Here is a 25,345-nt window from a genome sequence, read left to right on the forward strand (position 1 = left end):
TCAGAATAGTCACTTTGGATTGAGGGCGGCTTCTGCTCGCCCCCGCCGTCGATCCGGACCCGCGCGAATGGATCCGGACCGAAGGCTGAGTGCGACTTGCGCACTAGCTGCAACTCAGCGGCAACGGCTGATCGGGATGCAGCGCATACCAATCGACGCAGGAGGGATCGCTGTAATAGCCGCCGTACCCGCGCGAATACCTGCCGTCGTGATGCATGGCGTGGTCGTGGAAGCCGGCGCCAGGATGATCGCCTCCGACGTGGATCACGCCGCCGGTATGAACGCCTCCGCCGATATCGCCGACATGCATACCGCCGATGGCACCCATGCCGCCGAGATGAGCGCCGCCGCCGATGCCGCCGAGGTGCGCGCCGCCGCCAAACCCGCCCATGTGGCCACCGCCGCCAAATCCGCCCATGTGACCGCCGCCGCCAAATCCGCCCATATGGCCGCCGCCGCCTCCGCCGCCTCCGCCTCCCCGTGCGTCGGCCGCGCCGACCGCCAGCGCGGAGACAAGCGCGGCCGTTGCCAGGATGATCATTGCTCGTTTCATCAGAATACTCCTCTGTGCCTGGAGTCTTGCCGGTCAACGTTAGACAGGAGCGTCACCGCGTCACCGACCAGACCCTGCGATGACCAGACAATTAGGAACGATCGCCGGCCCTGCCATTAAATTTGCCTTCAACAATGGCTGGAAGGCTGCGTCATCGCGGCAAGTTGAGAATGCGCGATGCTGAGGAGCCGCTGATCTTGAGCGCCGAGGTCGAACGAACAACGAAGCGGGCTGGAACAGAGTCCAGCCCGCTTCGTAGTTCAGAACGGCGTTGCTTCGCTCGCGCAACGTGCGAGAGCAGGCCGACGCATGTTGGGGTGAACTAGAACGCACCCGTGCCCGGTTCACAGGGAACGTTGTCGCCGGTCCACGGCGCCGTCGCAAAAGAACCGACGCGCGGCGCCGGAACGCAGGCGCGTTCGCCCTGATAGATCGGCGCGTCCGAGGCAGCGGCATTGGTCTCTACCGCGACTCGCCGGGTAGCGGCGCCTTGCTCGCGAGCCATTGCAGGCGTAGCGAGCATTGCGACCGCAATCAGTCCGGCCGACAGAATCTTGAGATTGGTCATTGAGCTTCTCCGTTGAAACAGCGGGCCAGGTCGATGGACAGCCCGCATCTGCAAGTGGGATCGCGACGGATCAGCCAAACACACGATGTGCTCACACGAGTTCAACGCGGCGTGAGCCGCGCATCGACAAGACGCATCGTGGCGAGAGTTATCCCGCTCGTGATTGTTGGGCGCATTCTCCTGGCGTTCTCTTGGGATTGTCCTGGCGCGCGTTGCGTCACAGCTCATCGATCACTTCGCAGTGCACCCGCCGCCAGGCGTGCGAACTCGCAACATCGGCATCGATACGTCCGCACTTGAGGGATATCAGGCGAGCCGCGCAGAGTTCTTCGAAGTCGCGGCGCCAGCACTCAAAGGAGTATCTTATGTCTGTCAGGAGATCTGGAAGAATTCTGGTCGCGTTGGCGCTGTTGACGACCAGTGTACCACTCGCCTCGTACGTCAGTTGCGTGCCGAGGCCGGATCATGTCATGCGGCTTGATCACGTCATGCGGTCGCATTTCCCTACTCATCGAAACAGGACTGCTGCCGTGCAGAAGGTGTCGCCCGCTCGGGACCCGAATTACGATCCCTTTGCCGACATGATCCTGGGATGACGTGCCTTCGGTGCAGCAGTGCGCGACAGAACTGAACCGAGGGGAGGCGACGCTCGAGAGCGTCCTGGAAGGCTCAGCGGATCAGAGTCCGGCTTCCTCCGAAGCGACGAGGCCGAGCGCGGTCCAGTCAAGCGGACCGTGACCGCGCGCGATTCCGGTGATCAGGCGCTCGCGCACCACCCCCACGGACGGCATCGGAGCGCCGGCAAGCTCGGCTTCGGCCAACGCCAGGCGCACGTCCTTGAGAGCCAGTGGCAGAGCCAACCCGGCGTTGTAGCTGCCGGCGATAAGCCTGTTGCCATAGCTCTTGTGGACGCGGCTGTCGAACATCGTGCCCGTCATGATATCCACGAACTGCTGAGGATCCTGTCCACGCTTGCGCAGCACGGTCACGATCTCCCCGAGTACTTCGAGAGCCGTTGCCGTCATCATGTTGCCGAGCAGCTTGATCAGATTGGCCTGCGCGGGATCGGTTCCGATGACGATGGTCCGACCCAGCGCGTCCGTCACCGACCGGCAACGGTCGCAGGAAGCCTCACTACCCGCGAGAATGACCGACAACTGCCGGGCTTTGGCGGCATCCGGGTTGCCGAACACGGGTGCGGCAACGTAGCCCTGGCCACGACGTTCATGTGCATGCAGAAACTCAGTGGACGCTGCGGTGCTGATGGTACTCATCGACAGATGGATCGCGCCAGGCTGCAGGCAGTCCGCAATCCCGGATGATCCAAAGAAGACGTCCCGTACCGCGGCGTCATCCGGCAACATCGTGATGACGATGTCGCTGTCGAACAAGTCCGACAGGCTCGTGGTGGCAGCCACGGCCAGTGCCTGCAGATCCCCGATGCGTTCCGGGCGACGCACATAGGCACAGACGTTCTGACCGTCGGCCGCCAGATTGGCGGCCATGGCCGAGCCCATCAGGCCGAGCCCGACAAACCCGATCTTCCCGGGCCTCAGCCCATCCACGTGCGGATTGCGTTTGCCGTCGCCTTCGTCGACATCGTCCAACATGGCGGCTCTCCCTTGATCGCTTGCCGATGAACGGTAGGCGGCCGGCGGAAACAAGTCGTCTAAATTCGAGTTCAGTGTCTGGAAGGATTGCGGATGCCCAAGGGACGCCGTAAGGCCCCGACCCGGCGCCGCCTGGCGCGGTGTCTGCCAGACTCTCTGAATCGCAATTTAATGGCTGGGCCTGGCAAGGAGGGCTATGTCTGTCGAGGGTACCCGGCCGTGCTTTGCCAAGGCGGAGTACATCCGAAAGTGGATCGCACTACTTTCGCGCAGGTCAACGGGGTAGCGCGATCCGGCTCATTCTAACCATCTTGGCGGCAAACTATGACTTTGCCAGCGAGCGAGCATATGATTTCCTGCAGGTTGGCCGGGCGCTTTGGAATATCTGAGATCGAGGCGATGACGAAGGTTCTTCTGATCGAGGACGACAGCGGAACGGCCGAGGAGATCGTGGCCGAGCTCAGCGAGCTTGGCTTCGAGGTAGAATGGGCGGCGAACGGGATCGATGGCCTGGACAAGGCCCGCACAGCCCATCCTGATGTCCTGGTGGTCGATCGAATGCTTCCTGGCATGGACGGGCTCTCCGTCATTGAGGCGTTGCGGAAGGACCAGGTCGGCACGCCGGTGCTGGTGCTGAGTGCGCTCGGGGCGGTCGACGACCGCGTACGGGGCCTGCGAAGCGGCGGGGACGACTACCTCACGAAGCCCTTTGCAGTTGTCGAGCTGATTGCAAGAATAGAAGCCTTGCTTCGTCGTCCGACGGATAGCCGCGAGACGACGTTGCGGGTCGGTCCTCTCGAGCTCGATCTGATCGAGCGGACGGCAAGGCGCGGCGAACGCGACATTGAACTCCTGCCGCGTGAATTTCGGCTCCTTGAGTACATGATGCGGCGAAGCGGTCAGTTGTTGACGCGGGCGATGCTGCTCGAGGAGGTCTGGAGTTACAAGTTCGTCCCGGCGACGACCAACCTCGTCGACGTGCATATGGGCCGCCTGCGGCACAAGGTCGATGGGGCGGGAGAGCCACAGATGATTCACAACGTCCGGGGCTCGGGGTTCATTCTGCGGGCACACCAATAGGCGTCACCGGCGCCCCAGCCTGACGATCGGATGGGTACGAACACCGACCGGCGAGACCGATGCAGCAGCTGCAGTTCATACGTTCGAACACATTTCGCCTGGCTTCGGCGGTAGCCGCGGTTTTTGCGGTATTCGTGGTCGTGCTCTTTGGTTTCATCTATTTGAAGATCGACGGCTATCTGATTTCCAGATCCGATCGCATGATCAGCATGCAGCTCGATTTCATGGCGGCCCTTCCGAGCGGCCGTCGCGTGGACGCGATCTCTGATCACCTTGGGCAAGACTCCCGCGGCGTCCAGTTCGCCGGCTTGTTTGATTCCGCCGGCGACCGGGTTGCCGGCAATCTCGAAGGTCTGCCCCAGGGTTTCAAGGCCGATGGATCGGTGCAGCCGTTGCGAGCGGCGCGCGTTGGTCAACCCGCAGGTGGTGATGCGCTGATTCGGGCGGTCGGCAGGCGTCTGGAAAGCGGCGATATGCTTGTCGTCGGGCGGAACGTCGACGAGACGCATGAGATATCGAGTGTTGTCGGGCAGGCGCTTGCGCTCGGCCTGCTGCCGGCCTTCTGCCTCAGTCTGATCGCGGGAGCCTGGTTGAGCCTGCGCGCTCAACGACGCGTGGAAGAAGTCAATCAGCGGGTGCGGCGGATCATTGCCGGCGACCTGCGAGAGCGTTTGCCGCATCGTAACATCAACGAGCCGTTCTCGAGGCTGGCTGCGATCGTGAACGGGATGCTCGATGAAATGGAAGCGATGATCAACGCACTTGCCGGCGTCGGCAATGACATTGCCCATGACCTGCGAACTCCCCTGACGCGCGCCCGGCTGACGTTGGAACGGGGCCGGACCCATGCCACCTCGCTGGAACAACTTCAGGAAGTCGCGGACAAGGCGATCGGAGGCATCGATCAGTCGCTCGCGATCATCACCGCGCTGTTGCGACTGACGGAGATCGAAAACAGCCGCCGTTCGGCGGGCTTCGGCAACGTTGCCCTTCATGAAATCCTGCGCGAGGTGTGCGACGTCTACGAGCCGATTGCCGAGGACAAGGGCATCAATCTTGGTGCCGATATCGATCGCAGCCTGCATGTCTGGGGCGATCGGGATCTGCTGTTCGAGGCCATCGCAAATCTGGTCGACAACGCAATCAAGTTCACACCATCCGGTGGCAAGGTGAGCCTTGAACTGTTGCGGGACCAGAACAAGACTATTGTTTGTGTGACCGACACGGGACCGGGTATCAGCGAGCATGAGCGGGAAGCCGTGCTGCGTCGGTTCTACCGCTCAGACAAGATCCGCAACACGGCCGGCGTTGGTCTCGGACTGAGCCTTGTGTCTGCAATCGTCAAGCTGCACGGTTTTCGGCTGACGATCCACCCCGGTCCCGGCGGCCGCATCGAGCTCGTCTGCCCTGACAAGGACGACAACTAGAGCTTCGGTTCTGATTGAATCAGAACCGAAGCTCCAGCTTTTTGTCTTGACGCGCTTCCGCACGCGAACGGGCGTCCACTTCGCTTGAAACGCTCTAGTCCCGCAACCGCCTGCGCTAGGAGGTCGGCGTCGCCCGTTGGCGACGTCGACCTTCCGGCCCTGACGGTCAGGAGGCGGGCTTGGCTGCAGCTGGCTTCTCCGCGGATGAGACGCGCCACACGGCATTGCCGACGTCGTCAGCGACGAGCAACGCGCCGGAGCGATCCACTGCCAGGCCAACCGGTCTGCCGTGAGTGTGATTGTTTCCGTCAAGGAAACCGGTGACCACGTCCTGCTGCGGGCCCGAGGGCTTGCCATCCTTGAACGGCACGAAAACCACCTTGTAGCCGTTGAGCGGCGTGCGGTCCCAGCTGCCATGTTCTCCGACGAAAGCGCCAGCCTGATAGTTCGCGGGCAGATTGTGCCCGGACGACATCGCCAATCCGAGAGGTGCCACGTGCGAACTGAGCGCGTAGTCGGGCACAATCGCCTTCTCGACCAGATCGGGCCGCTGTGGTTGAACGCGCGGATCGAGATGCCGGCCATAGTAGCTGTACGGCCAGCCGTAAAAGCCTCCGTCCTGCACGGAGGTGAGATAGTCCGGCACGAGGTCTGGTCCGATCTCGTCGCGTTCGTTGGCAATCGCCCACAGCTTGCCGGTCGTGGGTTCCCATTGCAGCCCGGTCGGGTTGCGCACGCCGCTGGCGTAAATGCGGTGAGCACCGGTGGCGCGATCAACTTCCCAGATCGCGGCGCGCTCATATTCGGCCTGCAAGCCGTTTTCTCCGACGTTGCTGTTCGATCCGACGCCGACGTAGAGCTTGGATCCGTCCGGGCTCGCCAGCAGGCTCTTGGTCCAGTGGTGATCGATCGGGCCGCCCGGAAGATCGGTCAGCTTGGTGCCCTTGTCGGTGATGCTGGTCTGGCCGTCCTGATACGGATAGCGCATGATCGCATCGGTGTTCGCGACATAGAGATCGTGACCGACCAGGGCCACGCCGAACGGCGAGTTGAGATGATCGAGGAACACGGTGCGCGTGTCAGGGATGCCGTCGCCATTGGTGTCGCGGAGCAGCGTGATGCGATCGGCATCCTTCGCCTTGGCGCCGGCAAACAACTGAACGACACCGGTGATCAGGTCCTTGGGACGGAAAACCGGCGCCTTCGGACCGTTACTTTCGACCACCAGCACGTCGCCATTCGGCAGAACGTAGAGCGATCGCGGGTGCTGCAGCCCGGTGGCGAGGGCATGGACCTGCAATCCTGGCGGCACCTTAGGGGTCTCGGATCCCCAGCCCACGGGCGTTGCGATCCGGATCGGAGGCACCAGGTACTGGTGCAGCGGTGGCAACGCCGGGTTGGCGCCGATCTGCAGCTTCGGATCGCCGCCCGTATCATCGCAACCCGCAAGTCCCAAGCCGGCGACCGCGACCATCACGGCGGCGACGCGCGGCAAGCTCTTCTTCAATTCGGTCATGCTTTTGCTCCCAGGCGACGGCGATTGGTCAAGGTCCAGCGCGGCGAGATCGTCGACAGCAGAAGGGCCAGGGTTAGGCCCGAAAGTATCAGCCCCGTGGGGACGACCGCGGTGTAGCCGTCGCGGCTGTGAACAAGGACATTGACAATGGACAGCACGGCCGCGGATGCGTAGGCCAGTGCACGGACCCATGCCGGTCTCTGGCCACGGAAGAGATCGATCACGGCAACGAGCGCGACCAGCGCGGCCATGACCAGTCCTCCGGCTATCAGCCAGATGGAAAAGCGTTCCCACGTCACCTCGGCGGTTCGCCAGTAGGCCAGGTCGGCGACGAACGCTGCGGCGAAGTAGGCGACTGGAAAGGGCACCAGTATCTGGTGAATCGGTTGTCTGTCGGGCTTTGCCCGTCGTTGGCCGGCATCGGCGGTGCTTTTCAGTTCGGTCACGGTTGTTTGCTCCGTTGGTTCAGGTTCGCGCTCTTGCGCCGGAGGAAGCAGCTCTATGGCCCGCATGCCCAAACGAAGGCGCCTGTCCTGGAAGTATCGTCACCTCGGGCGGATCATCTTTCGAATTCGCACGCACGCATCGCAGCCGCACGACCTGACACGATCCGGGAACGGCGGATTCGCAATCGTGCAAACAGGAAATCGCCAGGCGTGATGTGAAATAACTTGTCTATGATCGGGGCAGTCTGCCCAGCAACGGAAGCCGGAAGGACAGCAATGATCGTCGATCGTTCGCTCAAGCAACGGGCCAAGCTCATCTGGCGGGGCGGAAACCCCACGCTGTCATCGCGGCTCGTTGCCGAGGAGAAGGCGATCGCGCTCACCTTTGGCGGATCGACCCACGCCGTGATGATGGCGACGCCGGCCGATCTGGAAGATTTTGGCTTCGGCTTTGCCCTGACTGAAGGGATCATCGAGCGCGCCGATGAGATCGCTAGCATCGAGTTTATCGAGAGCGACCTCGGGGTCGAGGTTCGAATCTGGCTGGACCGCGACCGTTCCGATGAGCTCAGGGCGCGTCGCCGCGCGATGGTCGGTCCGGTCGGTTGCGGATTGTGCGGGATCGAGAGTCTGGAGCAGGCCAGCCAGGCGCCGCCGAGCGTATCGAGCCAGGCGACATTTCATGCACGCGACCTCCTGCAAGCCATGGGGGCGCTCGCGCCGTTGCAGCAGCTGAATCAGAAGACACAGGCCGTTCACGCAGCGGCGTTCTGGCGACCGCACGGCGGCGTCGGCCTGGTGCGGGAAGATGTCGGGCGTCACAACGCACTCGACAAGCTCGCCGGCGCGCTCATGCGCCAGAACATCGCGCGAGCCGACGGAGCCGTTCTCCTGACCAGCCGGGTGTCGGTCGAGATGGTGCAGAAGACCGCGCGGATCGGCGCGCCTGTCCTCGTCGCGGTGTCGGCCCCTACTTCGCTTGCGATCGAGACGGCGGATCAGGCCGGGATTTGCCTGATTGCGGTTGCCCGTGCGGACGGCTACGAGATCTTTACCCACCCCGATCGCATCGACTTCTCGGAGTCTCGCACCGTCGCAGCCTGAACGCTGCGCGCGGTCACGCGCGGCCGCATCAAGGCGATGCTGCGCACGTGCAAATCCGCAAGAGTCATTCGCTCCGGAAATGGCTCGTTTGAAAGGCCGCCTACCTGCAACCAGGCGGAAACATACCGCCGGTCAGGTGAAGGACAGATCAGATGGACGCCACGGCGCTGCTACTCTCCCGGATACAGTTCGGCTTCACCATCTCGTTCCACATCATCTTCCCGGCCTTCACGATCGGCCTTGCGGCCTGGCTCACCGTGCTCGAGGCCATGCACCTGCGGACTGGCCGTCCGGTCTATCAGTCGCTGTTCGAATTCTGGCTCAAGATCTTTGGCGTTGCCTTCGGAATGGGTGTCGTCTCGGGGGTCGTCATGGGATTCCAGTTCGGGACGAACTGGAGCGTGCTTGCGAAGATGTCCGGCCCGATCCAGGGACCGCTGCTCTCCTACGAGACCTTCACGGCCTTCATGCTGGAGGCCAGCTTCTTCGGAGTCCTTATCTTCGGTCGCAAGCGGGTGCGGCCGTGGTTCTATCTGTTCTCGACCGCAATGGTGTCGCTCGGGACGACACTGTCCGCCTTCTGGATCATGGTCAACAACAGCTGGATGCAGGTGCCGGTAGGCTATCTGCTCCAGAACGGCTACTTTGTCCCGGACGACTGGACCAGGATCATCTTCAATTCGGTCGTCTGGTCGCGCTTTCCGCACATGTTGCTGGCGGCGTATCTCACCGGCGCGTTCTGCGTTGCCGCCACCGGCGCCTGGTACGTGCTCCGCGGTGATTGCTACGCGGAGTCGAGGGTGATGCTGCGAATGGGTCTCTTCCTAGCAGCGCTGCTGCTCCCGGTCCAGCTGCTGTTCGGTCATCTGGTCGGCGATTACGTTCACGACTATCAGCCGGCAAAGTTCGCGGCCATCGAAGGCCGCTGGCACGATGAGCAATCGGCGAGCGAGGTGCTGATCGGCCTGCCCGATGCGGCGACCGGAAGCAACAAGTACGAAGTCAAGGTGCCGATCCTCGGAAGCATTATCGGCAGCATGAGCCTGTCCTCGAAGGAGGTCGGACTGGACGATTTCCCGCCGCAGGATCGTCCTCCGGTGCTGATACCGTTTCTCACATTCCGCATCATGGTCGGCTGCGGGCTGATCATGCTCGCGGTCGCCTGGCTCGGGTCTTACCTCAGCATCAGGCGTCGCCTACGGCGGAACCGCTTGATGCTTTGGACGATCTTTCTCTGCTTCCCGCTTCCGTTCGTCGCAATCCTCACCGGCTGGTATGTCGCCGAGGTGGGACGGCAGCCCTGGGTGATCTACGGACTGCTGCGCACGGCGGATGCCGTGACGCCGTTCCTGACGGCGCCGGCGGCGATGACCTCGCTCGTGCTGTTCGGCGCAGTCTATCTCTTCATCTTTTCGTTCGGCACTTTCTACATCTACCGGTTGCTGCGCGCCGGGCCGACGCGACTCGCGGTCGAGCCGCCGCATGGTGCCTCGCCAAATCGTCCGTTGTCGCTGGCCGAACCCGAACTCGTCGAACCGGCGACCGCAGGAGAATAGAGATGGTCTTGTTCTGGGTTGCACTTCTCGCCGTCAGCATCCTCATCTATCTGCTGCTCGACGGCTTTGACCTCGGTGTCGGCATGCTGTTCGGTCTCACCCGCAGCGAGGCGGACCGGGACACAATGCTGAACACCGTCGCGCCGGTCTGGGATGGCAATGAAACCTGGCTGGTCGTCGCCGGCGTGATCCTGTGGGGCGCGTTTCCACTCGTCTACGCCACGCTGTTGTCGGCTTTCTATCTGCCCGTCGTGGTCATGCTGCTTGGACTGATTCTGCGCGGCGTCGCGTTCGAGTTTCGTCACAGGGCGACATCGCGGTTTCGCTGGATCTGGGACCTGAGCTTCGTCGGCGGGTCACTGGCCGCGAGCTTCATGCAGGGCGTCACGGTCGGCGCCCTCGTGCAGGGATTGAAGTTCACCGACGGGGTCTATACCGGCGGCATATTCGGATGGCTCAGTCCGTTTTCCGTCCTGTGCGGCGTCGGGCTGTGTCTTGGCTATGCCCTGCTGGGCGCCTCCTGGCTGGTCCAGAAGTGCCATTCCGAAGTCCGTGACGCGGCGCGCCGCCAGATTCCCGTGCTGGCGACCGCCGTCCTGGCGTTTCTGATCATTGTCTTTGTGCACGCGTTGATCGAGAACCTTCCGATCATGCATCGCTGGCTCGACCGACCCTATCTCTTCGTCTTTCCGGCGATCGGGGCTGCGGCCGCGGTCGTGCTGGCAAGCAGCATCCTGCATCACAATGATCGCTGGCCGTTCTTCGCCGTCGCCGTCATCTTCAGCGCCTCCTTTGGGACCCTGGCGCTGTCGTTCTGGCCCTGTATGATCCCATTTGCCATTACGATTGACGAGGCGGCCGCGCCTCACGCCAGTCTTGCCTTCATGTTCTGGGGCGAAGGTCTGTTCGTTTTTCCGCTGATGCTGCTCTACGCAGCCATGGGATATCGCGTGTTCGGAGGCAAGGTGGGAACGAAGCCCGGTCACCACTGAACCGGCAAGATTGTCCGCGAAACGTTCGCGGCATTTCGCTCGAGCGCGGTGCTAATTCGTCTCGGAGGACGCAACGCTTCACATCGGGATTGGTGAACCGGAAGATCGACGCCACACGCCGCGGCGGCCTGTCGGTATCCTCGAGCGAGCGTCGCGCCGAAGCTACGCAGGCCATTCCACGCGACCACGCCCGTGTGACGGCGGTGTCGCTATTGGGTGATGGCGTGCTTGGGCCGTTGTCAGCTTGCGGCGAGCCGGGTGCGATGAACCTGAGTGGCCTGTCGCTGCGTGATCTCGAATATGTCGTCGCCATCGCCGTTATTCCGAGGTCTCCCTCGTTCTCAGCGAAGGCCTGACCGACGATCTCGTGCCGAAGCTGATCGGCGGCGAGATCGATGCCGTGCTTCTCTCGCTGCCGCAGACAGATCGCCGCGTTGGCGACGGCTGCCATCTTTTCAGAACCCTTCCTGCTGGCTTGCCCGAAAGGACATCCCGCCTCGCGGAGGGGCGGGCCGACCTGGGACGGACTGGATGTGGATGAACGGCTGCTTCTGGAGGAGGGGCATTGCTTGCGTGAGCAGGCGCTCGCCGGTTGCTCGACCTTGCGACGGAGCAATCGCCTGGGAACCAGCCTGGAAACCCTGAAATACATGGTCGCCGCCGGCGAGGGTTGCACGCTCGTGCCGGCGCTTGCCGTGTCTGAGCGTGATGCGGTGGTTTATTCGCGGCTGCAGGGCTCGACCTATTCCCGAAAGGTAGGGCTCGCCTGGGGCAGAAGCGATCCGCGCGCAACGGAGTTTTCGACGCTCGCGGCGAAGTTGAAGCAGATTGCGAATTCGTTCGACGTCGGCGTCGAGCCGATTTGACGCGGTCGCCTCGTCGTGCCCTGTGAGCACTCCGGATGACCGCTGAATGTCCGGGAAGCCATTGATCGAGATGGAATGATCAATGGCTTCCGGCATGCTCGGCTGCGATCGTTGATTGAACGAGATCGTGCCTAACTCTTCGGCATGATGCCCGGGCCCGTGTCCGGCCATTTCGCGATCGTAGCCTCGTCGACGTTGAGATGCTGCGCCACGAGCGCCGGCGGCGTGTGCGTGAGCCAGTTGGAGAGGGAGACCTCTTCGTAGCGGGAAGCGCGGAACACGGCGACGAATTGCATGTCGGTATCGCCGACATTTTCGACATAATGACCGAGATTGCGTTTGACATAGCCGATGTCGCCGGCATTGAAGTCCGTCGTCAGCGCGTTCGGTCCGGTATCGAACACGGTCATGCGCGCCTTGCCTTTGATGTAATACTGCCATTCGTCCGCATTCGGGTGCCAGTGCATCTCGCGAATGCCGCCGGGCCGGACCGTGACCAATGCCGCGGCGACGCCGGTGGAGACCTTGAAGTTGGTGCTGTCGGCGACCTGGAGGTATCCCGTATCTGACGACTTGACGGGGCGCGAGCATCCGAGCGGGAAGATGAAGGGATGCGTTGCGGCGGGGGCATCCTTCTGAATGGCCGCACGATCGGCGACGAGATCGCCGGGGACGGTGCCCTGGAAGATCCACAGATTGTGCAACGGAATTTTCGCGAACGTCTCGGCGGGGACGCCGAAGTTCTTGGCGAGCACTTCGGGTGGGGTATGCGCAAACCAGTCGGTGACGAGCAAAGTGTTGAATTCGTCGGCATGGCCGTCATCGAAGCAGATGACGAATTCGCATCCATCCGGACCCAGGCCCTGAAGTGAATGCGGCGCTCCCGGCGGGAAGTACCAGAGATCGCCTTCCTTGACGTCGGCAACATATGGACGGCCTTGCGCATCGAGAACGGTCACGCGGCAAGTACCATAGGTCATGATCGCCCACTCGGCAGCCTGGTGCCAGTGCAACTCGCGGATGCCGCCGGCGGTGAGGCGCATGTTGACGCCGGCGATCTCCTTGGAGATGGCAAAATCATCGACCGTGACCTGACGCGCCCATCCGCCGTTCTGAATTCGCTTCGGCGCATTGTTGAATGACGCCCAGGTTGTCGGCATGCCGCCGACGTCGGTTGCCGGAGGCGTTTGCGCCGACGGAAACTGACTGCCGAGCGCCTGGCTCTGGGGACCGGGATCAGCGAGATTCCCTGGTCCCTTGGCGTTGATTGCACCCTGCGGCGGCTCGTCCGGATTGCCAAAGGTCGCCGCCTTTGCCGCGGAGACCGTCATGGCCGCGCCCACCGCCGAGGCTGCCAGGAGGTTACGTCTGGAAATCATGGTCATACCCTCAAAAGGATTGCTCTGGAGCCGCCAGCGGCGGTCTCTTGCATCAACTTAGGCGAACGCTGGCAGGGCCCAATCCCGGAAAGGCGACAGGTTTTCCGGAACGCACTACGGCATTGTGCGTGATCGAACTCGCATGGCCGACGCTCCGCTGCGATCCGGGCATTTTCGAAAGAAAGCTCCGGGCGAGCGACGTAACTGATCTGACATCGGTATCCGCAGAGGTCCCCGCGATGTCGGAACGGAAGTCAATTCAGCCCTATCACCATCCCGCCGGAGGATGGGGCGCGCTCAAGGCCGTCGGTGCACACCTGATCGAGCAGGGGATTCCGGTGAAGGGCGCGGCCACGCTCGGATGCATGAACCAACCAGAGGGGTTCGATTGCCCGGGTTGTGCCTGGCCGGATCCGAAACATACGTCGTCGTTCGAGTTTTGCGAGAACGGCGCGAAAGCCGTGGCGTGGGAGGCGACCGCCAAGCGCTGTACGCCGGAGTTCTTTGCCGATCACACGGTGACCGAACTGTCCGCCTGGAGCGACTACGATCTGGAAATGGTCGGCCGTCTCACGCATCCGATGGCCTATGACGGGGCCGCCGATCGCTACCTTCCCGTGAGCTGGAGCAAGGCCTTCTCGATCATCGCTCGCCATCTGAACGCGCTGCCTGACCCGAACATGGCCGAGTTCTACACTTCCGGCCGCACCTCGAACGAAGCTGCCTTTCTCTATCAGCTCTTCGTTCGGGAGTACGGCACCAACAACTTTCCCGATTGCTCGAATATGTGCCACGAGGCGACCAGCGTGGGCTTGCCGCAGTCGATCGGCGTCGGCAAGGGCACCGTCGTGCTGGAGGATTTCGACAAGACGGATTGCATCCTCATCTTCGGCCAGAACCCCGGCACCAACAGCCCGCGCATGATGACCGACCTGCGCAACGCATCCCGCCGCGGTGCGTCCATCATCTCGTTCAATCCGTTCCGTGAGCGTGCCCTGGAGCGATTCCAGGCACCGCAAAGCCCGATCGAGATGACAACCCTGAGCGCGACGCAGATCAGCTCGCGGCTCTACCAGGTGCGCATCGGCGGTGATGTCGCCGTCATCAAAGGCATCATGAAGATCCTGGTCGAGGAAGACGACGCGGCGCGCGCGCAAGGCGGGCAGGCCGTCCTGGACTGGACTTTCATCCGTGACCACACGGATGGGCTTGACGCGCTGGTGAGCGATCTGAAGGCGACACAATGGCCCGAGATTGAACGCTGCTCCGGGCTTGGCCGCGCGGACATCGAGTACGCCGCGAGCGTCTACAAGAAGGCCGAGCGCGCGATCATCGTCTACGGCATGGGCATCACCCAGCACCGGCGTGGCGCGCAGGCCGTTCAGCAACTGGCCAATCTTGCCCTGCTGCGCGGCCATATCGGCCGTGAGGGCGCAGGCATCTGTCCGGTCCGTGGCCATTCGAATGTGCAAGGCGACCGCACGGTCGGCATCACGGAGGTGCCGTCGCAAGACTTCCTTGATCGGCTCGAGCTTCGTTTTGGCTTCAAGCCGCCCCGTGGACATGGCCACAATGTCGTTACAGCGCTCGAGGCGATGATCTGCGGTGACGTGAAGGTGTTCGTCGCGATGGGCGGCAACTTTGCCGCGGCGATCCCCGACTGGCAGCTGACACAGGCCGCCCTCCGCAGCCTCGATCTCACCGTCCATATTTCCACCAAACTGAATCGCAGTCACCTGATCCACGGGCGCGATGCCCTGATCCTGCCTTGCCTTGGCCGCACGGAGGTGGACATCCAGGCAGCCGGCCCGCAATCCATCACCGTGGAAGATTCCATGTCGATGGTGCACGCGTCGGCCGGGCGCAATCAGCCGGCCTCCGACCATCTGCTCAGCGAGCCCGCAATCGTTGCGGGCATGGCGCGGGCGACCCTGGGCGGCCGTTCCGTCGTTGATTGGGATGGCCTCGTCGCCGACTACGACCGTATCCGTGATGCGATCGAGGATGTGTTGCCGATCTTCCAGGACTTCAACGCCCGAATCCGAGCACCCGGCGGTTTCCACCTCGTTCCGACTGCGCGAGAGCGCGTCTGGGCAACGGCGAGCGGCAAGGCCAATTTCCTGGTGTTCGACGGCCTCGGCGAGGATCCGAACGACGACCACCCGGAAACGCTCTGGCTGAGCACGATCCGCAGCCACGATCAGTACAACACGACGGTATATTCGCTGTCCGACCGCTATCGCGGCGTGTACGGCCAGCGCGACATCGTGTTCCTCAACCAGCTCGAAATGGACAAGCGGGAATTCAAGGATGGCGATCGCGTCGATCTGGTGACCGCATCGGTCGATGGCATCGAGCGCCGGGTGCGCAATTTCCGAGTGGTAGGATACTCGTTCCCGAACGGCTGCTGCGCCGCCTACTATCCGGAGACCAACCCGCTGGTGCCGCTCTACGCCCACGATCCGCTGAGCTTCACACCGTCCTCGAAGGGCATCCCGGTCAGGCTCGAGCGCAGCAGCGCGACCGTTGCGGGCGATCTGTCAGCCAAGGAATAGTGCAATGCAAGGCGAGCTTCTCAAGATGCGGGCGTTAGGCATGACCGCCGAGACCTCGATTGTCGTCACGGCAGAGATGACAGCGGACATTTCGTTGCGGGCATGCCGAAGGTCTATGCGACGCCGATGATGATCCTGCACATGGAAATGGCCGCCGGTTTGGCGATCGCTCCCGAGTTGCCGCCGGGCTACGTCAGCGTCGGAATGTCCGTGGACATCAGACATCTCGCCGCGACGCCGATCGGGGGCAGGGTCCGGGCGTTTGCACGGGTCATCGGCGTGGAGGGGAAATGCGTGGCGTTCGAGGTCGAGGCCTGGAACGATCTCGGAAAGATCGGCGACGGCACGCATCGCCGCGGGATCGTCAATGTCGCCGGGTTCGAGAAGCGGTTCGGCGTTCGCGAAGTCTAGGCCTGACGGAAGTCTTGACCTGACAGAATCTTGGCTTGACTTCTGGCGTTTGGCACCCTCGCGCAGCCAGCGCTCCTGAGGGGGCCTATCGACAGATCAGGCGCGCTTTTCAAGGGAAGTCGGCAACGACAGGCTCCCGCTGGTGAGCGCAGGCAGGTCGTTGATGCTGCGCCAGCGTCTCGGCGTGCAACCTGCAAACCGCTTAAAGACAGTCGTGAAATGGGCCTGAGTCTGAAAACCGACTGCGAGCGCGATCTCGACGATGGTCATCGTTGTTTCCCTGATCAGCTCCTCGGCCCTTCGAACGCGCCGCCGCAGCAGAAACTCGTGCGGCCGCAGACCCGTCGCCACGCGGAACTGGGAAGCGAAGTGCATCCGGCTGAGCCCCGCAACAGCGGCCAGATCGGCCAAGGTGATCCTGGACGATATACGGGCATCGATATAGTCGACGACGCGTTTGAGGCGCCATTTCTGCAGAGCCTGGATATGACGGCCGTTCGTGGATGATCGAACGGCCGCTGCTCCACCCTGCGCCGGCCTCAGGCCAAACTGTCTGACGGCGATTGCAAGCTGGAGCGCATCGGCGGATTGGCGGTCATTGCCCTGCAGCGCCACCTTCATGGCATGAAGCAAGGACCGGATGACGTCGTCATCGGATTCGATTTCGTGGGATGCGCACGGCAGCGCCGGCAAGCCTTTTGCGAAGTCAACCTTGTCACCAGCATCATTCCGGCCGGAGACAGGTTGCGCAAACATGGGCTGCAGATTGCAAGTCTGGACTGACATTCGAATCGCTCCCAAAGCGGATTTCGGATCAAGCGGTCATGACCTAGGTAGGCCGGCCGGCTGCGGGTCCCACTAAATTGCGATTCATGAAGCTCGATCGAATCTGATCGGACGAGACACCGACGCAGCGCGAAGCCGCTTTGGCGAAGTCGCGAAGCGACAGTTGCCCCATCGCGCGCAAAGGCCGTGAAAGCGTGGTCAGTTGTGCGCCTTCAAGTCGAGGTCGGTGCTGCTCGACCGGGTCGAGCCAGCGGTGGCAGGCTTCGTGCCCCGCATGCAGGCGAGATCCTGCTCTGCCTGCCTCACTATTCTCTCGGCGAGCTGTCGGAGCGCGTCATTGTGACCGTACTTCATTTCAGTGCGGGCCATGTCGATGACGCCCTGATGATGAGGAACCATGATGTCGACGAAATCGCGATCGATGTCGCCGCTCGGCCTGGTGAGCAAGCTTCGGTTCATGTTGCTCATCGCGAGGTCGTTGTCGAAGAGAAGTTGCTGCTCGCCGATGTCGCTCACCGTCAGGACGTGAGATCGATGCCTCGGAGGCTCGGCCAGCGCGAATGACGTCACTGTAACCGAGAGGCTGGTTGCCAGCGAGATGGCGCGTCTGCGCACGAATCTGCGGGAAAACAGCGGCACGTCCGGCTCCAAGGCGTTGATTGATCGGATGGATGTCGCACAGCGGCGATCCCCACCTCAGACATGCCAAGAGTGATGGACGCACTCAATTAAATACGGATTTAAGGTTCGCGCGACGGGGCGCTCTCGGCGCCGCCTAAAAGCGAATTCAGGTTTCTGAAGTCCAATTTAGTGGCTGCTCCGGCTGGGGGCTTCCTACAGTTGAGGTGCCGGACCCAAAACGCAGGAGCAGCAGATGCAATCTCAGAGCGTCGTCGTCAACACCAACCTGACCGGAGCGCTGATTCCGCAGCCGGTCGGTCTTCGCGCCTATTCCACGGCCATCAGGCGTTTTGGTCTGCTGGAACGCGGCCGCGAGCAGCAGCTCGCGCGGCGTTGGCAGGAGCGGCGCGACAAGAGCGCGACGGATGAGCTGATCACGAGTCATCTTCGCCTCGCCGCAAAGGTGGCGCGAGGCTACAAGGGTTACGGACTTCCGATGGCGGACTTGATCGCGGAGGCCAATCTCGGACTCGTGATCGCCGCAGGCCGCTTCGAACCCGGACGCGACGCACGGTTCTCGAGCTACGCCCTGTGGTGGATCAAGGCGACCATCCACGAATACATCCTGCGCTCCTGGTCGCTGGTGAAGATCGGGACGACGGCCGCGCAAAAGAAGCTCTTCTTCCGGCTGCGCAGCGAAATGAGGAAGCTTGGGGGCGATGTTGCGACCCTTACGCCGGAGATGGCGCAAGCTGTTGCAGACAAGCTGGAGGTTACCGTCCGTGACGTCGTCGAAATGGATTGCCGACTCAGTGGCGATCTTTCGTTGAACACACGGGTCGGGGACGAAGACCGGACGACCGAGTGGGAGTCAATGCTAGTGGACGAGAGCGCGGATGTGGAGGCGATCGTCGCGGAGCACGATGAGACGGTCCGCAGGTCGAGAGCTCTTCACGCCGCGCTGGATGTGCTGACGGAGCGCGAGCGGCGCGTCTTCGAGGCCAGGCGTCTTGCCGAGCATCCGATGACGCTCGATCAGCTCGGCTGCGAATTGTCGATCTCGGGCGAGCGGGTGCGGCAGATCGAAACGCGTGCCTTCGCGAAAGTCAGGCGGGCGACAATAGCGGCCACCAGGTCCGGCGCCGAAGCCACGGAAGAGTAGACCACGGGAGCGCAGCGCGTGAGACATGCGTTCGCGCGCGCTCACGTTCGATTGAAAGACGAGCCGCAGCCGATCACGGCTGCCGGAATCATGAGTGAACTGTGAGGCTGCGCGAGGGCTTCGTCAGTTCATATTACCGCGAATAAACTTCATTTCAGTTGAGCGATCGACTGATCGACTTCATGTCTCTCCGAGGTCTCGCAACCGGGAGCTGGCAAGGATTTGACATGGGAATTGTTCGCTTCGCGCTGAGATTTCCACATACCTTCTATGTGGTGGCGGCCCTGATCCTGTTTCTCGGCGGTGCCGCGCTGTGGTCGATGCCGACTGACATCTTTCCGGAAATTCGCATCCCGGTGGTGACTGTCATCTGGCAGTACACCGGGCTTTCCACGCCCGAGATGGAACAGCGCGTCAGCACCTATAGCCAGTACTCCATCAGTGCCAACGTTAATGGAATCAAGAACATGGAATCGCAGACCCTCAACGGTCTGTCGGTCCAGAAGATCTACTTCCAGCCGGACGTCAATCTCGACCTCGCCATCGCGCAGATCGTCTCGGCGACAAATTCCATTCGCGCGTTGATGCCGCCGGGCATCCAGCCGCCGATCGTCGTTCAGTTCAACGCCTCGAGCGTTCCCGTGCTCCAGCTCAGCCTGAACTCCGACAGTCTCAACGAGCAGCAGCTCTATGACTTCGGTATCTATCGCGTTCGCCAGCAGCTTGCTCCGGTTCCGGGCGTCACGCTGCCGACGCCCGCCGGCGGCAAGTACCGCCAGATCATGGTGGACATCGATCCTGACAAGCTGCTGTCTCGCGGCCTGACACCGCTCGACATCGTGAACGCGGTCAATACCCAGAACCTCACGCTTCCGTCGGGTACGGCCAAGATGGGAGACACCCAGTATACGGTGCGCACCAATGCGACGCCGGCGACCATCGACGATCTCAACAAGATGCCGGTCAAGTTTACCAACGGTGCGACCATCCTGCTGAGCGACGTAGCGCAGGTGCGTGACGGATCGATGGTGCAGCAAAACATCGTTCGCGAGGATGGTCACCGCGCGGTTTTGCTCAGCATCATCAAGAACGGAAATGCGTCGACTCTGGCGGTCGTCAACGGGGTGAAGAAGGCGTTGACGTCCATTCGCGCCGCGGCTCCGGCCGGGCTCAAGATCACCGAGCTGTTCGACCAGTCGGTCTTCGTGACGAACTCGGTCAACGGCGTGCTTCGGGAAGGTGCCATCGCGGCGGGGTTGACCGCGATGATGATCCTGCTGTTCCTGGGGTCCTGGCGGTCGACCCTGGTGGTGATGATCTCTATCCCGCTGGCGATCCTGTCGTCGCTCGTCGTGCTCTATTTCCTCGGCGAGACCTTGAACACGATGACTCTGGGCGGTCTCGCCCTGGCGGTCGGCATACTGGTCGATGATTCAACTGTCACGATCGAGAATACCCATCGGCTGTGGACGGAGGAGGGCATGCCGCTCGCAGACGCAACCTTGCATGGCGCGGCCGAGATCGCCGTCCCCACGCTGGTATCGACGCTTGCGATCAGCTGCGTGTTCACTTCGGTGGTGTTTCTGGAGGGGCCCGCGAAGTATCTCTTTACCCCGCTGGGTCTTGCCGTCGTTTTCGCGATGCTCGCGTCCTACGGGCTGTCCCGAACCCTGACGCCGATCACGATCGGACTTCTGCTGAAGGGCGAGCGCCGGCATGTTCATGGCGAAGTCCCTACCGGCATATTCTTGCGAATGTCCGCGGCCTTCGAGCGCGGCTTCGAGCGGCTGCGTGGCGGCTACGCACAGCTCCTGGCCCTGTTGCTTCGCCGTCGCGCCATCGTGCCTGCCGTTGCGGTCCTGATCCTCGGCCTCGGCGCGGTGATGCTCACCCTCGTCGGCAGGGATTTCTTTCCGCTGATCGACGGCGGCCAGATCCAGCTTCACGTGCGTGCGCCTGCGGGCACACGCATCGAAAGCACCGAGGCGATCTTCCAGAAGGTCGAGGACAAGATCCGCGAGGTCATTCCCGAGAATGACCGCTCGCTGATCGTTGACAATATCGGGCTGCCGGCACGGGCCTACAACCTGGCCTTCGCCGATGGCTCGACAATCGGCGTCAACGACGGCGTCATCCTGGTCTCGCTCAAGGACGGCCACAAGCCGACCGCGGACTATATCAAGAGGCTGCGTCAGGTATTGCCTGCGGCGTTCCCCGAGGACACTTTCTATTTCCAGGCGGCCGATATCGTCACGCAGATCCTGAACTTCGGGCTGCCGGCGCAGATCGATGTCCGGACCGTCGGCTATGGCGCCAACAATCTGGTTGTCGCCAAGCAACTGCAGAAGCGTCTTGCTGCCATTCCGGGCATCGTTGATGCCCATCTCCAGCAGGAAATCGACGGTCCGGGGTTCTTTACGGATATCGACCGGACCCGGGCCGCCCAGCTCGGCCTCAACGCCAGCACGGTGGCGACCAACATCAACGTGAGCCTCAGCTCTTCCGTGCAGGTGTCGCCGAATTTCTGGACCGATCTGAGCGCCGGCATTCCATACTACCTCGCCGTGCAGACGCCGGAATACAGGATCAATTCGCTGAATGCGCTTGCCAACACGCCCGTCTCGACGTCGATTGCGGCGAGCGGCCAGACGGTGCCGGGCATGCTCAGCAACATCGCGACGTTCAAGCGCGATACCGTGCCCACTAATGCCAACCAGAGCAACGTCCAGCCGGTCTATGAGGTCTATGCCAGCGTGCAGGGCCGCGACCTCGGCAGCGTGGCGGCGGAGATCGGCAAGGTCACCGCCGACCTGCAAAAGCAATTGAAGCCGGGCAATTCCATTCAGGTGCTTGGCCAGATCCAGAGCATGAACGATTCCTTTCGGGATCTCGGCATCGGCCTGTTGTTCGCGGCGGTGTTCGTCTATCTCCTGATGGTCGTGAACTATCAGAACTTCGGCGATCCCTTTGTGGTGATCCTGGCGCTGCCGGCGACACTCTGCGGGATCGTGACAATGCTGTTCATCACCGGAACGACGCTCAACGTCCCTTCGCTGATGGGCGCGATCATGTCGGTCGGCGTTGCCTCGGCAAACTCGATTCTGCTGGTGACGTTCGCGCGCGAGCAGCAGCTGAAGGGGCATTCGGCGCTTGAGGCCGCATTGAGCGCCGGCCACACCCGCATCCGCCCGGTGCTGATGACGGCAGCTGCGATGATCGTCGGCATGATCCCGATGGCGATCGGCGGCGCCGGAGAGGAGCAGAACGCAGCACTCGCGCGCGCCGTCATCGGCGGATTGTTGTTCGCCACGCCCACGACCCTGCTCATCGTTCCCTACCTGTTTGCTTTGCTGCGCAAGGGCAACGACGGAAAGCCACACCATGGCGTGTTCGAGGAATTGCCGACATGACAGAGATTGATGTACGACCGCACGAGAACTTCCGGGACCTTGAGCCTCCGGGCAACGCGACCGGCCCAGTCTTGAGGGCCGAGGGCAAACCTGAACGCAGATCCGGAACAGCCATCTTCGGGGCGACCGCGCTGCTGTTGCTTGTTGGCGGGCTTGGTGCGGGCGGGTGGCGCCACTACCAGGCGGAACGCGAGGTCGCCGCGACGGCGGAGCAGGCGCGCACGTTTGTGCCGGATGTTCGCGTCGCGGCAGTTCGTGCCAGCGACAGCACGATGAAGGCTACATTGCCGGCGACCACGGCTGCTTTCGAGGCCGCCAACATCTTCGCCCGGACCAGCGGCTATGTCGAAAAGCGCTATGTCGATATCGGCGATCGGGTCAAGGCGGGCGCGTTGCTCGCCGAGATAGTCGCTCCCGAGCTCGATCACCAGATCGCACAGGCCCAAGCCACCCTGGCGCAGAGCCAGGGAAACCTGCAGCAGACCCAGGCGAGCCGCGAACTCGCGGAGGTCACCAACGGGCGCGACAGCAATCTGGTCAAGCAGGGTTGGCTCACCGCGCAACAGGGAGACAATGACCGCCTCACGCTGCGTGCGCAGCAGGCCGCGGAACAGGCGGCTAAGGCGAATATCGCGGCCCAGCAGGCCCAGATCAAGGTTCTGGGACAGGACAAGACCTATCAGCGCGTGGTGGCTCCATTCGACGGTGTGATCACCCAGCGCAATATCGACAACGGAAGTCTCGTGCAGTCGGGTTCGACCTTCATGTTCACGTTGATGCACGCGGATGTCATCCGCACGCAGGTATTCGTGCCCCAGGACGAGGCGTTCAGCGTGGAGCCCGGGGTCGACGCCGTCATCCGGGTTCCGGAAATCCCCGGGCGGGCGTTTCCGGGAAAAGTCACACGCATCGCGACGGCGCTGCAGCCCGGCAGCCGTACATTGCTGACCGAGATCGACGTGCCCAACTCGGACGGCGCGCTTCAGCCGGGGATCTATTGCACCGTCGAGCTGCTGATTCCGCGCAAGACCCCGTCGATGATCATACCGGCCGATGCCGTCGTCTTCGACGAGAACGGTCTGCATGTCGTGGTCGTGGAGGACGGCGCAGTTCATTTCCGCAAGATTTCGATCGCGCGTGATTTCGGCAAGGAGGTCGAAGTGCACGATGGCGTCAAGCCAGGCGATCAAGTCATTCTCAATCCGATGGTGAACCTGACCGAGGGAAGCAGGGTCACGGTACGCGGGCCGCAGACGAGCTGAATTTCCGTTGGCGATCGATGGCCGCGATGCGCGAAGCGACCGCTCAGGAGGGGGCTCCGGCTCAGACGTCCACCATTTTTCGACCTTGATCCGGGGCCTCTCTGGACGTTAGCGGCCACCAGCGCATTTCGTGAGGCGCCGGCCGGTGATCGGCAGACTCCTTCACGAGACGTGCGCGAAAATCGATATCCCCGCAGGAAGGTTCAGCTCAGCAACCGGAAGGCAGTGATGTGCCCGGCGTGGCCGAAGCGCCGTTGGGGCTGGAAGAAAACATCGACGCCGGATTGGCGAGGTTCATCGAAACGGCTTCGGTGCACGCAGGCGTGTTCGGTGTCGGCATCACGCTCGGTGCGGGACTTATGCTGGTGTTGGTCGTGTCGGGATCGGCCATCGGCGACTGGATGGTCCCGGGCGGCGGACTTGGCGGAATGTCGGGCGTGGAGACGGGCAACGCCGCGGCACTGATCTCCGTGTTGCCGGGTGCCGCCGTGCAGGAGCTCCCCGGCGTGGAGCTGCCGAGGGCAGACGGCGGTGCGATCGTGCCGGTCGTGCTGCCCGTGATCGGACCCACGATGGTAACGGACATCGCTGCCGGCAAGCTCGGCGACAGGCTTGTGCTCGTCATCGGCGGGGTCGATCCCGGCATGCCGGTGATGCTGCCCATCGTGCTCATCGCAGTCGGGCTTATAGGAGTGTTGGTGTTTGTGGAGGTAACGCTCATGACGGAAGGCGAAAGCTCCACCTCGGTGGGCGAGCAACTGATGCTGGTTCCGGGAAGCGTTGGATCTTGTGCCAACGGAGGTGAGGCCAAGGTGGTTGCCGGCGCTCCGGGAACGGTCGCGGCGGAGAAAAGACTCGAAAATGGACTCGGTCCCGCCAGGGCCGATGACACAATCGCGCCAGGCGTCGTCGGAATTCCCATGGCGGTCGTGCCCATGGTCGAGACCTGCGCGAAACAGCTGTTGCCGCTCAGCATGAGTGCTGCCGTCGCACAGAGGAGTGCACGCATTGGAAGCTCCGGCGTTCGATGGCGGTTGCAACAGGACGTAAGCGGCGAGATCGTTGGCCTCAATTCACTTTCGGCTGACAATCGCCTTCGCGGATCTTGGTCAAACGCACCCATCCGGCACGCGAGCTGCCACGTCATTGGCGCCCAAAGTTCGCGCGAAAGGCGGAGTGCGCTGCGGGTCGAGCAGCACTCCGTATGCCTGTCCGGGGCGTCCGCTTAGCGATGCCGCATCCCGAGATGGGCGCTTTTGCCGACGAACACCGGTGCTGCGCCACCGGGGTACTCGAGGCCCGTCCGGCCCGCCGGCGTCAAGGCGCCACCATTGAGCGCATCCCGGTTCGGGTACATCGCCGAGAAAGCGGCGGGCTCCTGGTCTGCGAAGGACCATGATGCAAAGGCTGATGGACTTGTTGCCGTCAGGATCAGCGCCGCACCAATCAAGGTCTTGAAGATAGTCATATCTGTTCTCCGTTGTGTTGTTCGTGCGGAGAATCTGCGACTGGCGATCTCTGCTGCTCTGGCGCTAGCGCTTCCCGATGAACTGTTCTGTACACGGTCATGTAGGTGTTGCCGGGCGTTGACGAGGATCACTCCTGCGAGAACTGTCGACGCCGGACTCTGTATTCTTTGTCATGATCGCTCTCGCGATCGTGCGTGGCCCGCGCGCATGTGGCGCCCAAATTCGAGTTCAGATCACCCCAGCATCTGGAGCAGCAATCATGAAGCTGATATCCCTTCTTTTTTTCGCCCTCTGTCTCATCCTTTCCGGCACCGAGGCTTTCGCCCGCGGCGGTATGGGGGGTATGGGGTCGCATATGTCGATGGGTAGCGGGCTCGGCATGGGTGGCGCGCTCGGCACGAGCGCCGCGACGCCAGGAACGAACTCGTTGGGCACGGCCCTTCCTTCGTCCGGTGTCGGCGGCCATGCCATGAAGGGGTCGCCGCTCGGCACCAACCCCGCCATCGACCAGGAGGATGCACAGCTTCAGAAGATGATCGAGAGTTCGATCTGTCGCGGATGTTGAGCCTGTC

Annotated in this window: 22 protein-coding genes and 1 pseudogene; 14 read left to right on the top strand and 9 right to left on the bottom strand. The window is 62.5% G+C overall.

Features of this window, described 5'->3' with window-relative positions:
• Nucleotides 1–103: 103 nt before the first annotated feature.
• The 3 genes from ACE10Z_RS15235 to ACE10Z_RS15245 all read right to left on the bottom strand — a co-directional run bounded on the left by ACE10Z_RS15235 (nucleotide 104) and on the right by ACE10Z_RS15245 (nucleotide 2,731).
• Complete coding sequence (locus ACE10Z_RS15235) at nucleotides 104–553, bottom strand: hypothetical protein (protein ID WP_375788641.1); 450 nt, start codon at nucleotides 551–553, stop codon at nucleotides 104–106.
• A gap of 322 nt (nucleotides 554–875) precedes the next feature.
• Complete coding sequence (locus ACE10Z_RS15240; protein ID WP_375788642.1) at nucleotides 876–1,121, bottom strand: hypothetical protein; 246 nt, start codon at nucleotides 1,119–1,121, stop codon at nucleotides 876–878.
• A 677-nt stretch (nucleotides 1,122–1,798) separates the two neighbouring features.
• Nucleotides 1,799–2,731, bottom strand: coding sequence for an NAD(P)-dependent oxidoreductase (locus ACE10Z_RS15245; protein ID WP_375788643.1), 933 nt, complete (start codon nucleotides 2,729–2,731; stop codon nucleotides 1,799–1,801).
• Nucleotides 2,732–3,130: 399 nt separating this feature from the next.
• Between ACE10Z_RS15245 and ACE10Z_RS15250 the strand changes: the two genes are divergently transcribed.
• Together ACE10Z_RS15250 and ACE10Z_RS15255 are read left to right on the top strand one after the other, a co-directional pair.
• Complete coding sequence (locus ACE10Z_RS15250; protein WP_375788644.1) at nucleotides 3,131–3,811, top strand: response regulator transcription factor; 681 nt, start codon at nucleotides 3,131–3,133, stop codon at nucleotides 3,809–3,811.
• A 59-nt stretch (nucleotides 3,812–3,870) separates the two neighbouring features.
• Nucleotides 3,871–5,238 (top strand): ATP-binding protein, encoded by a 1,368-nt coding sequence (locus tag ACE10Z_RS15255; protein ID WP_375788645.1) that lies wholly within the window; start codon nucleotides 3,871–3,873, stop codon nucleotides 5,236–5,238.
• Nucleotides 5,239–5,404: 166 nt separating this feature from the next.
• Here ACE10Z_RS15255 and ACE10Z_RS15260 read toward each other — a convergent pair whose 3' ends face one another.
• A complete protein-coding gene (locus ACE10Z_RS15260) occupies nucleotides 5,405–6,754 on the bottom strand; it encodes a PQQ-dependent sugar dehydrogenase (protein WP_375788646.1) in 1,350 nt (449 codons plus the stop codon).
• Nucleotides 6,751–7,200 (bottom strand): DUF2231 domain-containing protein, encoded by a 450-nt coding sequence (locus tag ACE10Z_RS15265; RefSeq protein WP_375788647.1) that lies wholly within the window; start codon nucleotides 7,198–7,200, stop codon nucleotides 6,751–6,753. Before ACE10Z_RS15265 ends, ACE10Z_RS15260 begins: the two co-directional genes overlap by 4 nt.
• Nucleotides 7,201–7,476: 276 nt before the next feature.
• On the opposite strand from ACE10Z_RS15265, the gene fdhD reads away from it, so the two are divergent.
• The 5 genes from fdhD (at nucleotide 7,477) to ACE10Z_RS15290 (ending at nucleotide 11,718) form a co-directional block, all read left to right on the top strand.
• Entirely contained in the window at nucleotides 7,477–8,304 is an 828-nt protein-coding gene (gene fdhD, locus ACE10Z_RS15270; RefSeq protein ID WP_165128514.1) for a formate dehydrogenase accessory sulfurtransferase FdhD, read from the top strand.
• Nucleotides 8,305–8,456: 152 nt separating this feature from the next.
• Entirely contained in the window at nucleotides 8,457–9,860 is a 1,404-nt protein-coding gene (locus tag ACE10Z_RS15275) for a cytochrome ubiquinol oxidase subunit I (protein ID WP_375788648.1), read from the top strand.
• 2 nt (nucleotides 9,861–9,862) lie between these two features.
• Entirely contained in the window at nucleotides 9,863–10,852 is a 990-nt protein-coding gene (gene cydB, locus ACE10Z_RS15280) for a cytochrome d ubiquinol oxidase subunit II (RefSeq protein ID WP_375788649.1), read from the top strand.
• Between the two features lie 92 nt (nucleotides 10,853–10,944).
• Nucleotides 10,945–11,208 carry a hypothetical protein gene (locus ACE10Z_RS15285; protein ID WP_375788650.1) on the top strand — a complete coding sequence of 88 codons (264 nt, stop codon included), beginning with the start codon at nucleotides 10,945–10,947 and terminating at the stop codon, nucleotides 11,206–11,208.
• A gap of 78 nt (nucleotides 11,209–11,286) precedes the next feature.
• Nucleotides 11,287–11,718, top strand: coding sequence for a LysR substrate-binding domain-containing protein (locus ACE10Z_RS15290; RefSeq protein WP_375788651.1), 432 nt, complete (start codon nucleotides 11,287–11,289; stop codon nucleotides 11,716–11,718).
• Nucleotides 11,719–11,849: 131 nt separating this feature from the next.
• Here the strand turns inward: ACE10Z_RS15290 and ACE10Z_RS15295 are convergent, their stop codons facing one another.
• Nucleotides 11,850–13,097 (bottom strand): cupin domain-containing protein, encoded by a 1,248-nt coding sequence (locus tag ACE10Z_RS15295; RefSeq protein ID WP_375788652.1) that lies wholly within the window; start codon nucleotides 13,095–13,097, stop codon nucleotides 11,850–11,852.
• Nucleotides 13,098–13,336: 239 nt separating this feature from the next.
• Between ACE10Z_RS15295 and ACE10Z_RS15300 the strand changes: the two genes are divergently transcribed.
• Both ACE10Z_RS15300 and ACE10Z_RS15305 read left to right on the top strand, forming a co-directional pair.
• Nucleotides 13,337–15,652: an FdhF/YdeP family oxidoreductase gene (locus ACE10Z_RS15300; RefSeq protein WP_375788653.1), complete on the top strand. Its 2,316-nt coding sequence runs from the start codon at nucleotides 13,337–13,339 to the stop codon at nucleotides 15,650–15,652.
• A gap of 25 nt (nucleotides 15,653–15,677) precedes the next feature.
• Nucleotides 15,678–16,063 (top strand): annotated as a pseudogene (locus ACE10Z_RS15305) (thioesterase family protein).
• A gap of 96 nt (nucleotides 16,064–16,159) precedes the next feature.
• Here ACE10Z_RS15305 and ACE10Z_RS15310 read toward each other — a convergent pair.
• Together ACE10Z_RS15310 and ACE10Z_RS15315 are read right to left on the bottom strand one after the other, a co-directional pair.
• Nucleotides 16,160–16,849, bottom strand: a complete 690-nt coding sequence (locus tag ACE10Z_RS15310; RefSeq protein WP_375788654.1) for a helix-turn-helix domain-containing protein — start codon at nucleotides 16,847–16,849, stop codon at nucleotides 16,160–16,162.
• 198 nt (nucleotides 16,850–17,047) lie between these two features.
• Nucleotides 17,048–17,488, bottom strand: coding sequence for a DUF305 domain-containing protein (locus tag ACE10Z_RS15315; protein WP_375788655.1), 441 nt, complete (start codon nucleotides 17,486–17,488; stop codon nucleotides 17,048–17,050).
• Between the two features lie 235 nt (nucleotides 17,489–17,723).
• Here ACE10Z_RS15315 and rpoH point away from each other — a divergent pair, with 235 nt between their 5' ends.
• The 4 genes from rpoH to ACE10Z_RS15335 all read left to right on the top strand — a co-directional run bounded on the left by rpoH (nucleotide 17,724) and on the right by ACE10Z_RS15335 (nucleotide 24,533).
• Nucleotides 17,724–18,632 (top strand): RNA polymerase sigma factor RpoH, encoded by a 909-nt coding sequence (rpoH, locus tag ACE10Z_RS15320; protein ID WP_375788656.1) that lies wholly within the window; start codon nucleotides 17,724–17,726, stop codon nucleotides 18,630–18,632.
• A gap of 227 nt (nucleotides 18,633–18,859) precedes the next feature.
• Nucleotides 18,860–22,042 carry an efflux RND transporter permease subunit gene (locus ACE10Z_RS15325; protein WP_375788657.1) on the top strand — a complete coding sequence of 1,061 codons (3,183 nt, stop codon included), beginning with the start codon at nucleotides 18,860–18,862 and terminating at the stop codon, nucleotides 22,040–22,042.
• Complete coding sequence (locus ACE10Z_RS15330) at nucleotides 22,039–23,304, top strand: efflux RND transporter periplasmic adaptor subunit (RefSeq protein ID WP_375788658.1); 1,266 nt, start codon at nucleotides 22,039–22,041, stop codon at nucleotides 23,302–23,304. Before ACE10Z_RS15325 ends, ACE10Z_RS15330 begins: the two co-directional genes overlap by 4 nt.
• A 239-nt stretch (nucleotides 23,305–23,543) precedes the next feature.
• Nucleotides 23,544–24,533, top strand: a complete 990-nt coding sequence (locus ACE10Z_RS15335) for a hypothetical protein (protein ID WP_375788659.1) — start codon at nucleotides 23,544–23,546, stop codon at nucleotides 24,531–24,533.
• Here the strand turns inward: ACE10Z_RS15335 and ACE10Z_RS15340 are convergent.
• The gene (locus ACE10Z_RS15340) at nucleotides 24,530–24,772 is read right to left on the bottom strand and encodes a hypothetical protein (RefSeq protein ID WP_375788660.1); all 243 of its coding nucleotides are present in this window, start codon (nucleotides 24,770–24,772) and stop codon (nucleotides 24,530–24,532) included. The two genes, ACE10Z_RS15335 and ACE10Z_RS15340, sit on opposite strands and share 4 nt — an antisense overlap.
• Nucleotides 24,773–25,032: 260 nt before the next feature.
• Here ACE10Z_RS15340 and ACE10Z_RS15345 point away from each other — a divergent pair, with 260 nt between their 5' ends.
• Nucleotides 25,033–25,338 carry a hypothetical protein gene (locus ACE10Z_RS15345; RefSeq protein ID WP_375788661.1) on the top strand — a complete coding sequence of 102 codons (306 nt, stop codon included), beginning with the start codon at nucleotides 25,033–25,035 and terminating at the stop codon, nucleotides 25,336–25,338.
• Nucleotides 25,339–25,345: the final 7 nt, after the last annotated feature.

This window comes from Bradyrhizobium sp. Pha-3 (genome assembly GCF_042258615.1).
GTDB lineage: Bacteria > Pseudomonadota > Alphaproteobacteria > Rhizobiales > Xanthobacteraceae > Bradyrhizobium.

Bases quoted from the DNA above. Each gene is read 5' to 3' on its own strand.
- ACE10Z_RS15235 (WP_375788641.1), bottom strand. From the start codon at position 553: ATGAAACGAGCAATGATCATCCTGGCAACGGCCGCGCTTGTCTCCGCG.
- ACE10Z_RS15240 (WP_375788642.1), bottom strand. From the start codon at position 1,121: ATGACCAATCTCAAGATTCTGTCGGCCGGACTGATTGCGGTCGCAATG.
- ACE10Z_RS15245 (WP_375788643.1), bottom strand. From the start codon at position 2,731: ATGTTGGACGATGTCGACGAAGGCGACGGCAAACGCAATCCGCACGTG.
- ACE10Z_RS15250 (WP_375788644.1), top strand. From the start codon at position 3,131: ATGACGAAGGTTCTTCTGATCGAGGACGACAGCGGAACGGCCGAGGAG.
- ACE10Z_RS15255 (WP_375788645.1), top strand. From the start codon at position 3,871: ATGCAGCAGCTGCAGTTCATACGTTCGAACACATTTCGCCTGGCTTCG.
- ACE10Z_RS15260 (WP_375788646.1), bottom strand. From the start codon at position 6,754: ATGACCGAATTGAAGAAGAGCTTGCCGCGCGTCGCCGCCGTGATGGTC.
- fdhD (WP_165128514.1), top strand. From the start codon at position 7,477: ATGATCGTCGATCGTTCGCTCAAGCAACGGGCCAAGCTCATCTGGCGG.
- ACE10Z_RS15275 (WP_375788648.1), top strand. From the start codon at position 8,457: ATGGACGCCACGGCGCTGCTACTCTCCCGGATACAGTTCGGCTTCACC.
- cydB (WP_375788649.1), top strand. From the start codon at position 9,863: ATGGTCTTGTTCTGGGTTGCACTTCTCGCCGTCAGCATCCTCATCTAT.
- ACE10Z_RS15295 (WP_375788652.1), bottom strand. From the start codon at position 13,097: ATGATTTCCAGACGTAACCTCCTGGCAGCCTCGGCGGTGGGCGCGGCC.
- ACE10Z_RS15300 (WP_375788653.1), top strand. From the start codon at position 13,337: ATGTCGGAACGGAAGTCAATTCAGCCCTATCACCATCCCGCCGGAGGA.
- ACE10Z_RS15310 (WP_375788654.1), bottom strand. From the start codon at position 16,849: ATGTCAGTCCAGACTTGCAATCTGCAGCCCATGTTTGCGCAACCTGTC.
- rpoH (WP_375788656.1), top strand. From the start codon at position 17,724: ATGCAATCTCAGAGCGTCGTCGTCAACACCAACCTGACCGGAGCGCTG.
- ACE10Z_RS15325 (WP_375788657.1), top strand. From the start codon at position 18,860: ATGGGAATTGTTCGCTTCGCGCTGAGATTTCCACATACCTTCTATGTG.
- ACE10Z_RS15330 (WP_375788658.1), top strand. From the start codon at position 22,039: ATGACAGAGATTGATGTACGACCGCACGAGAACTTCCGGGACCTTGAG.
- ACE10Z_RS15340 (WP_375788660.1), bottom strand. From the start codon at position 24,772: ATGACTATCTTCAAGACCTTGATTGGTGCGGCGCTGATCCTGACGGCA.
- ACE10Z_RS15345 (WP_375788661.1), top strand. From the start codon at position 25,033: ATGAAGCTGATATCCCTTCTTTTTTTCGCCCTCTGTCTCATCCTTTCC.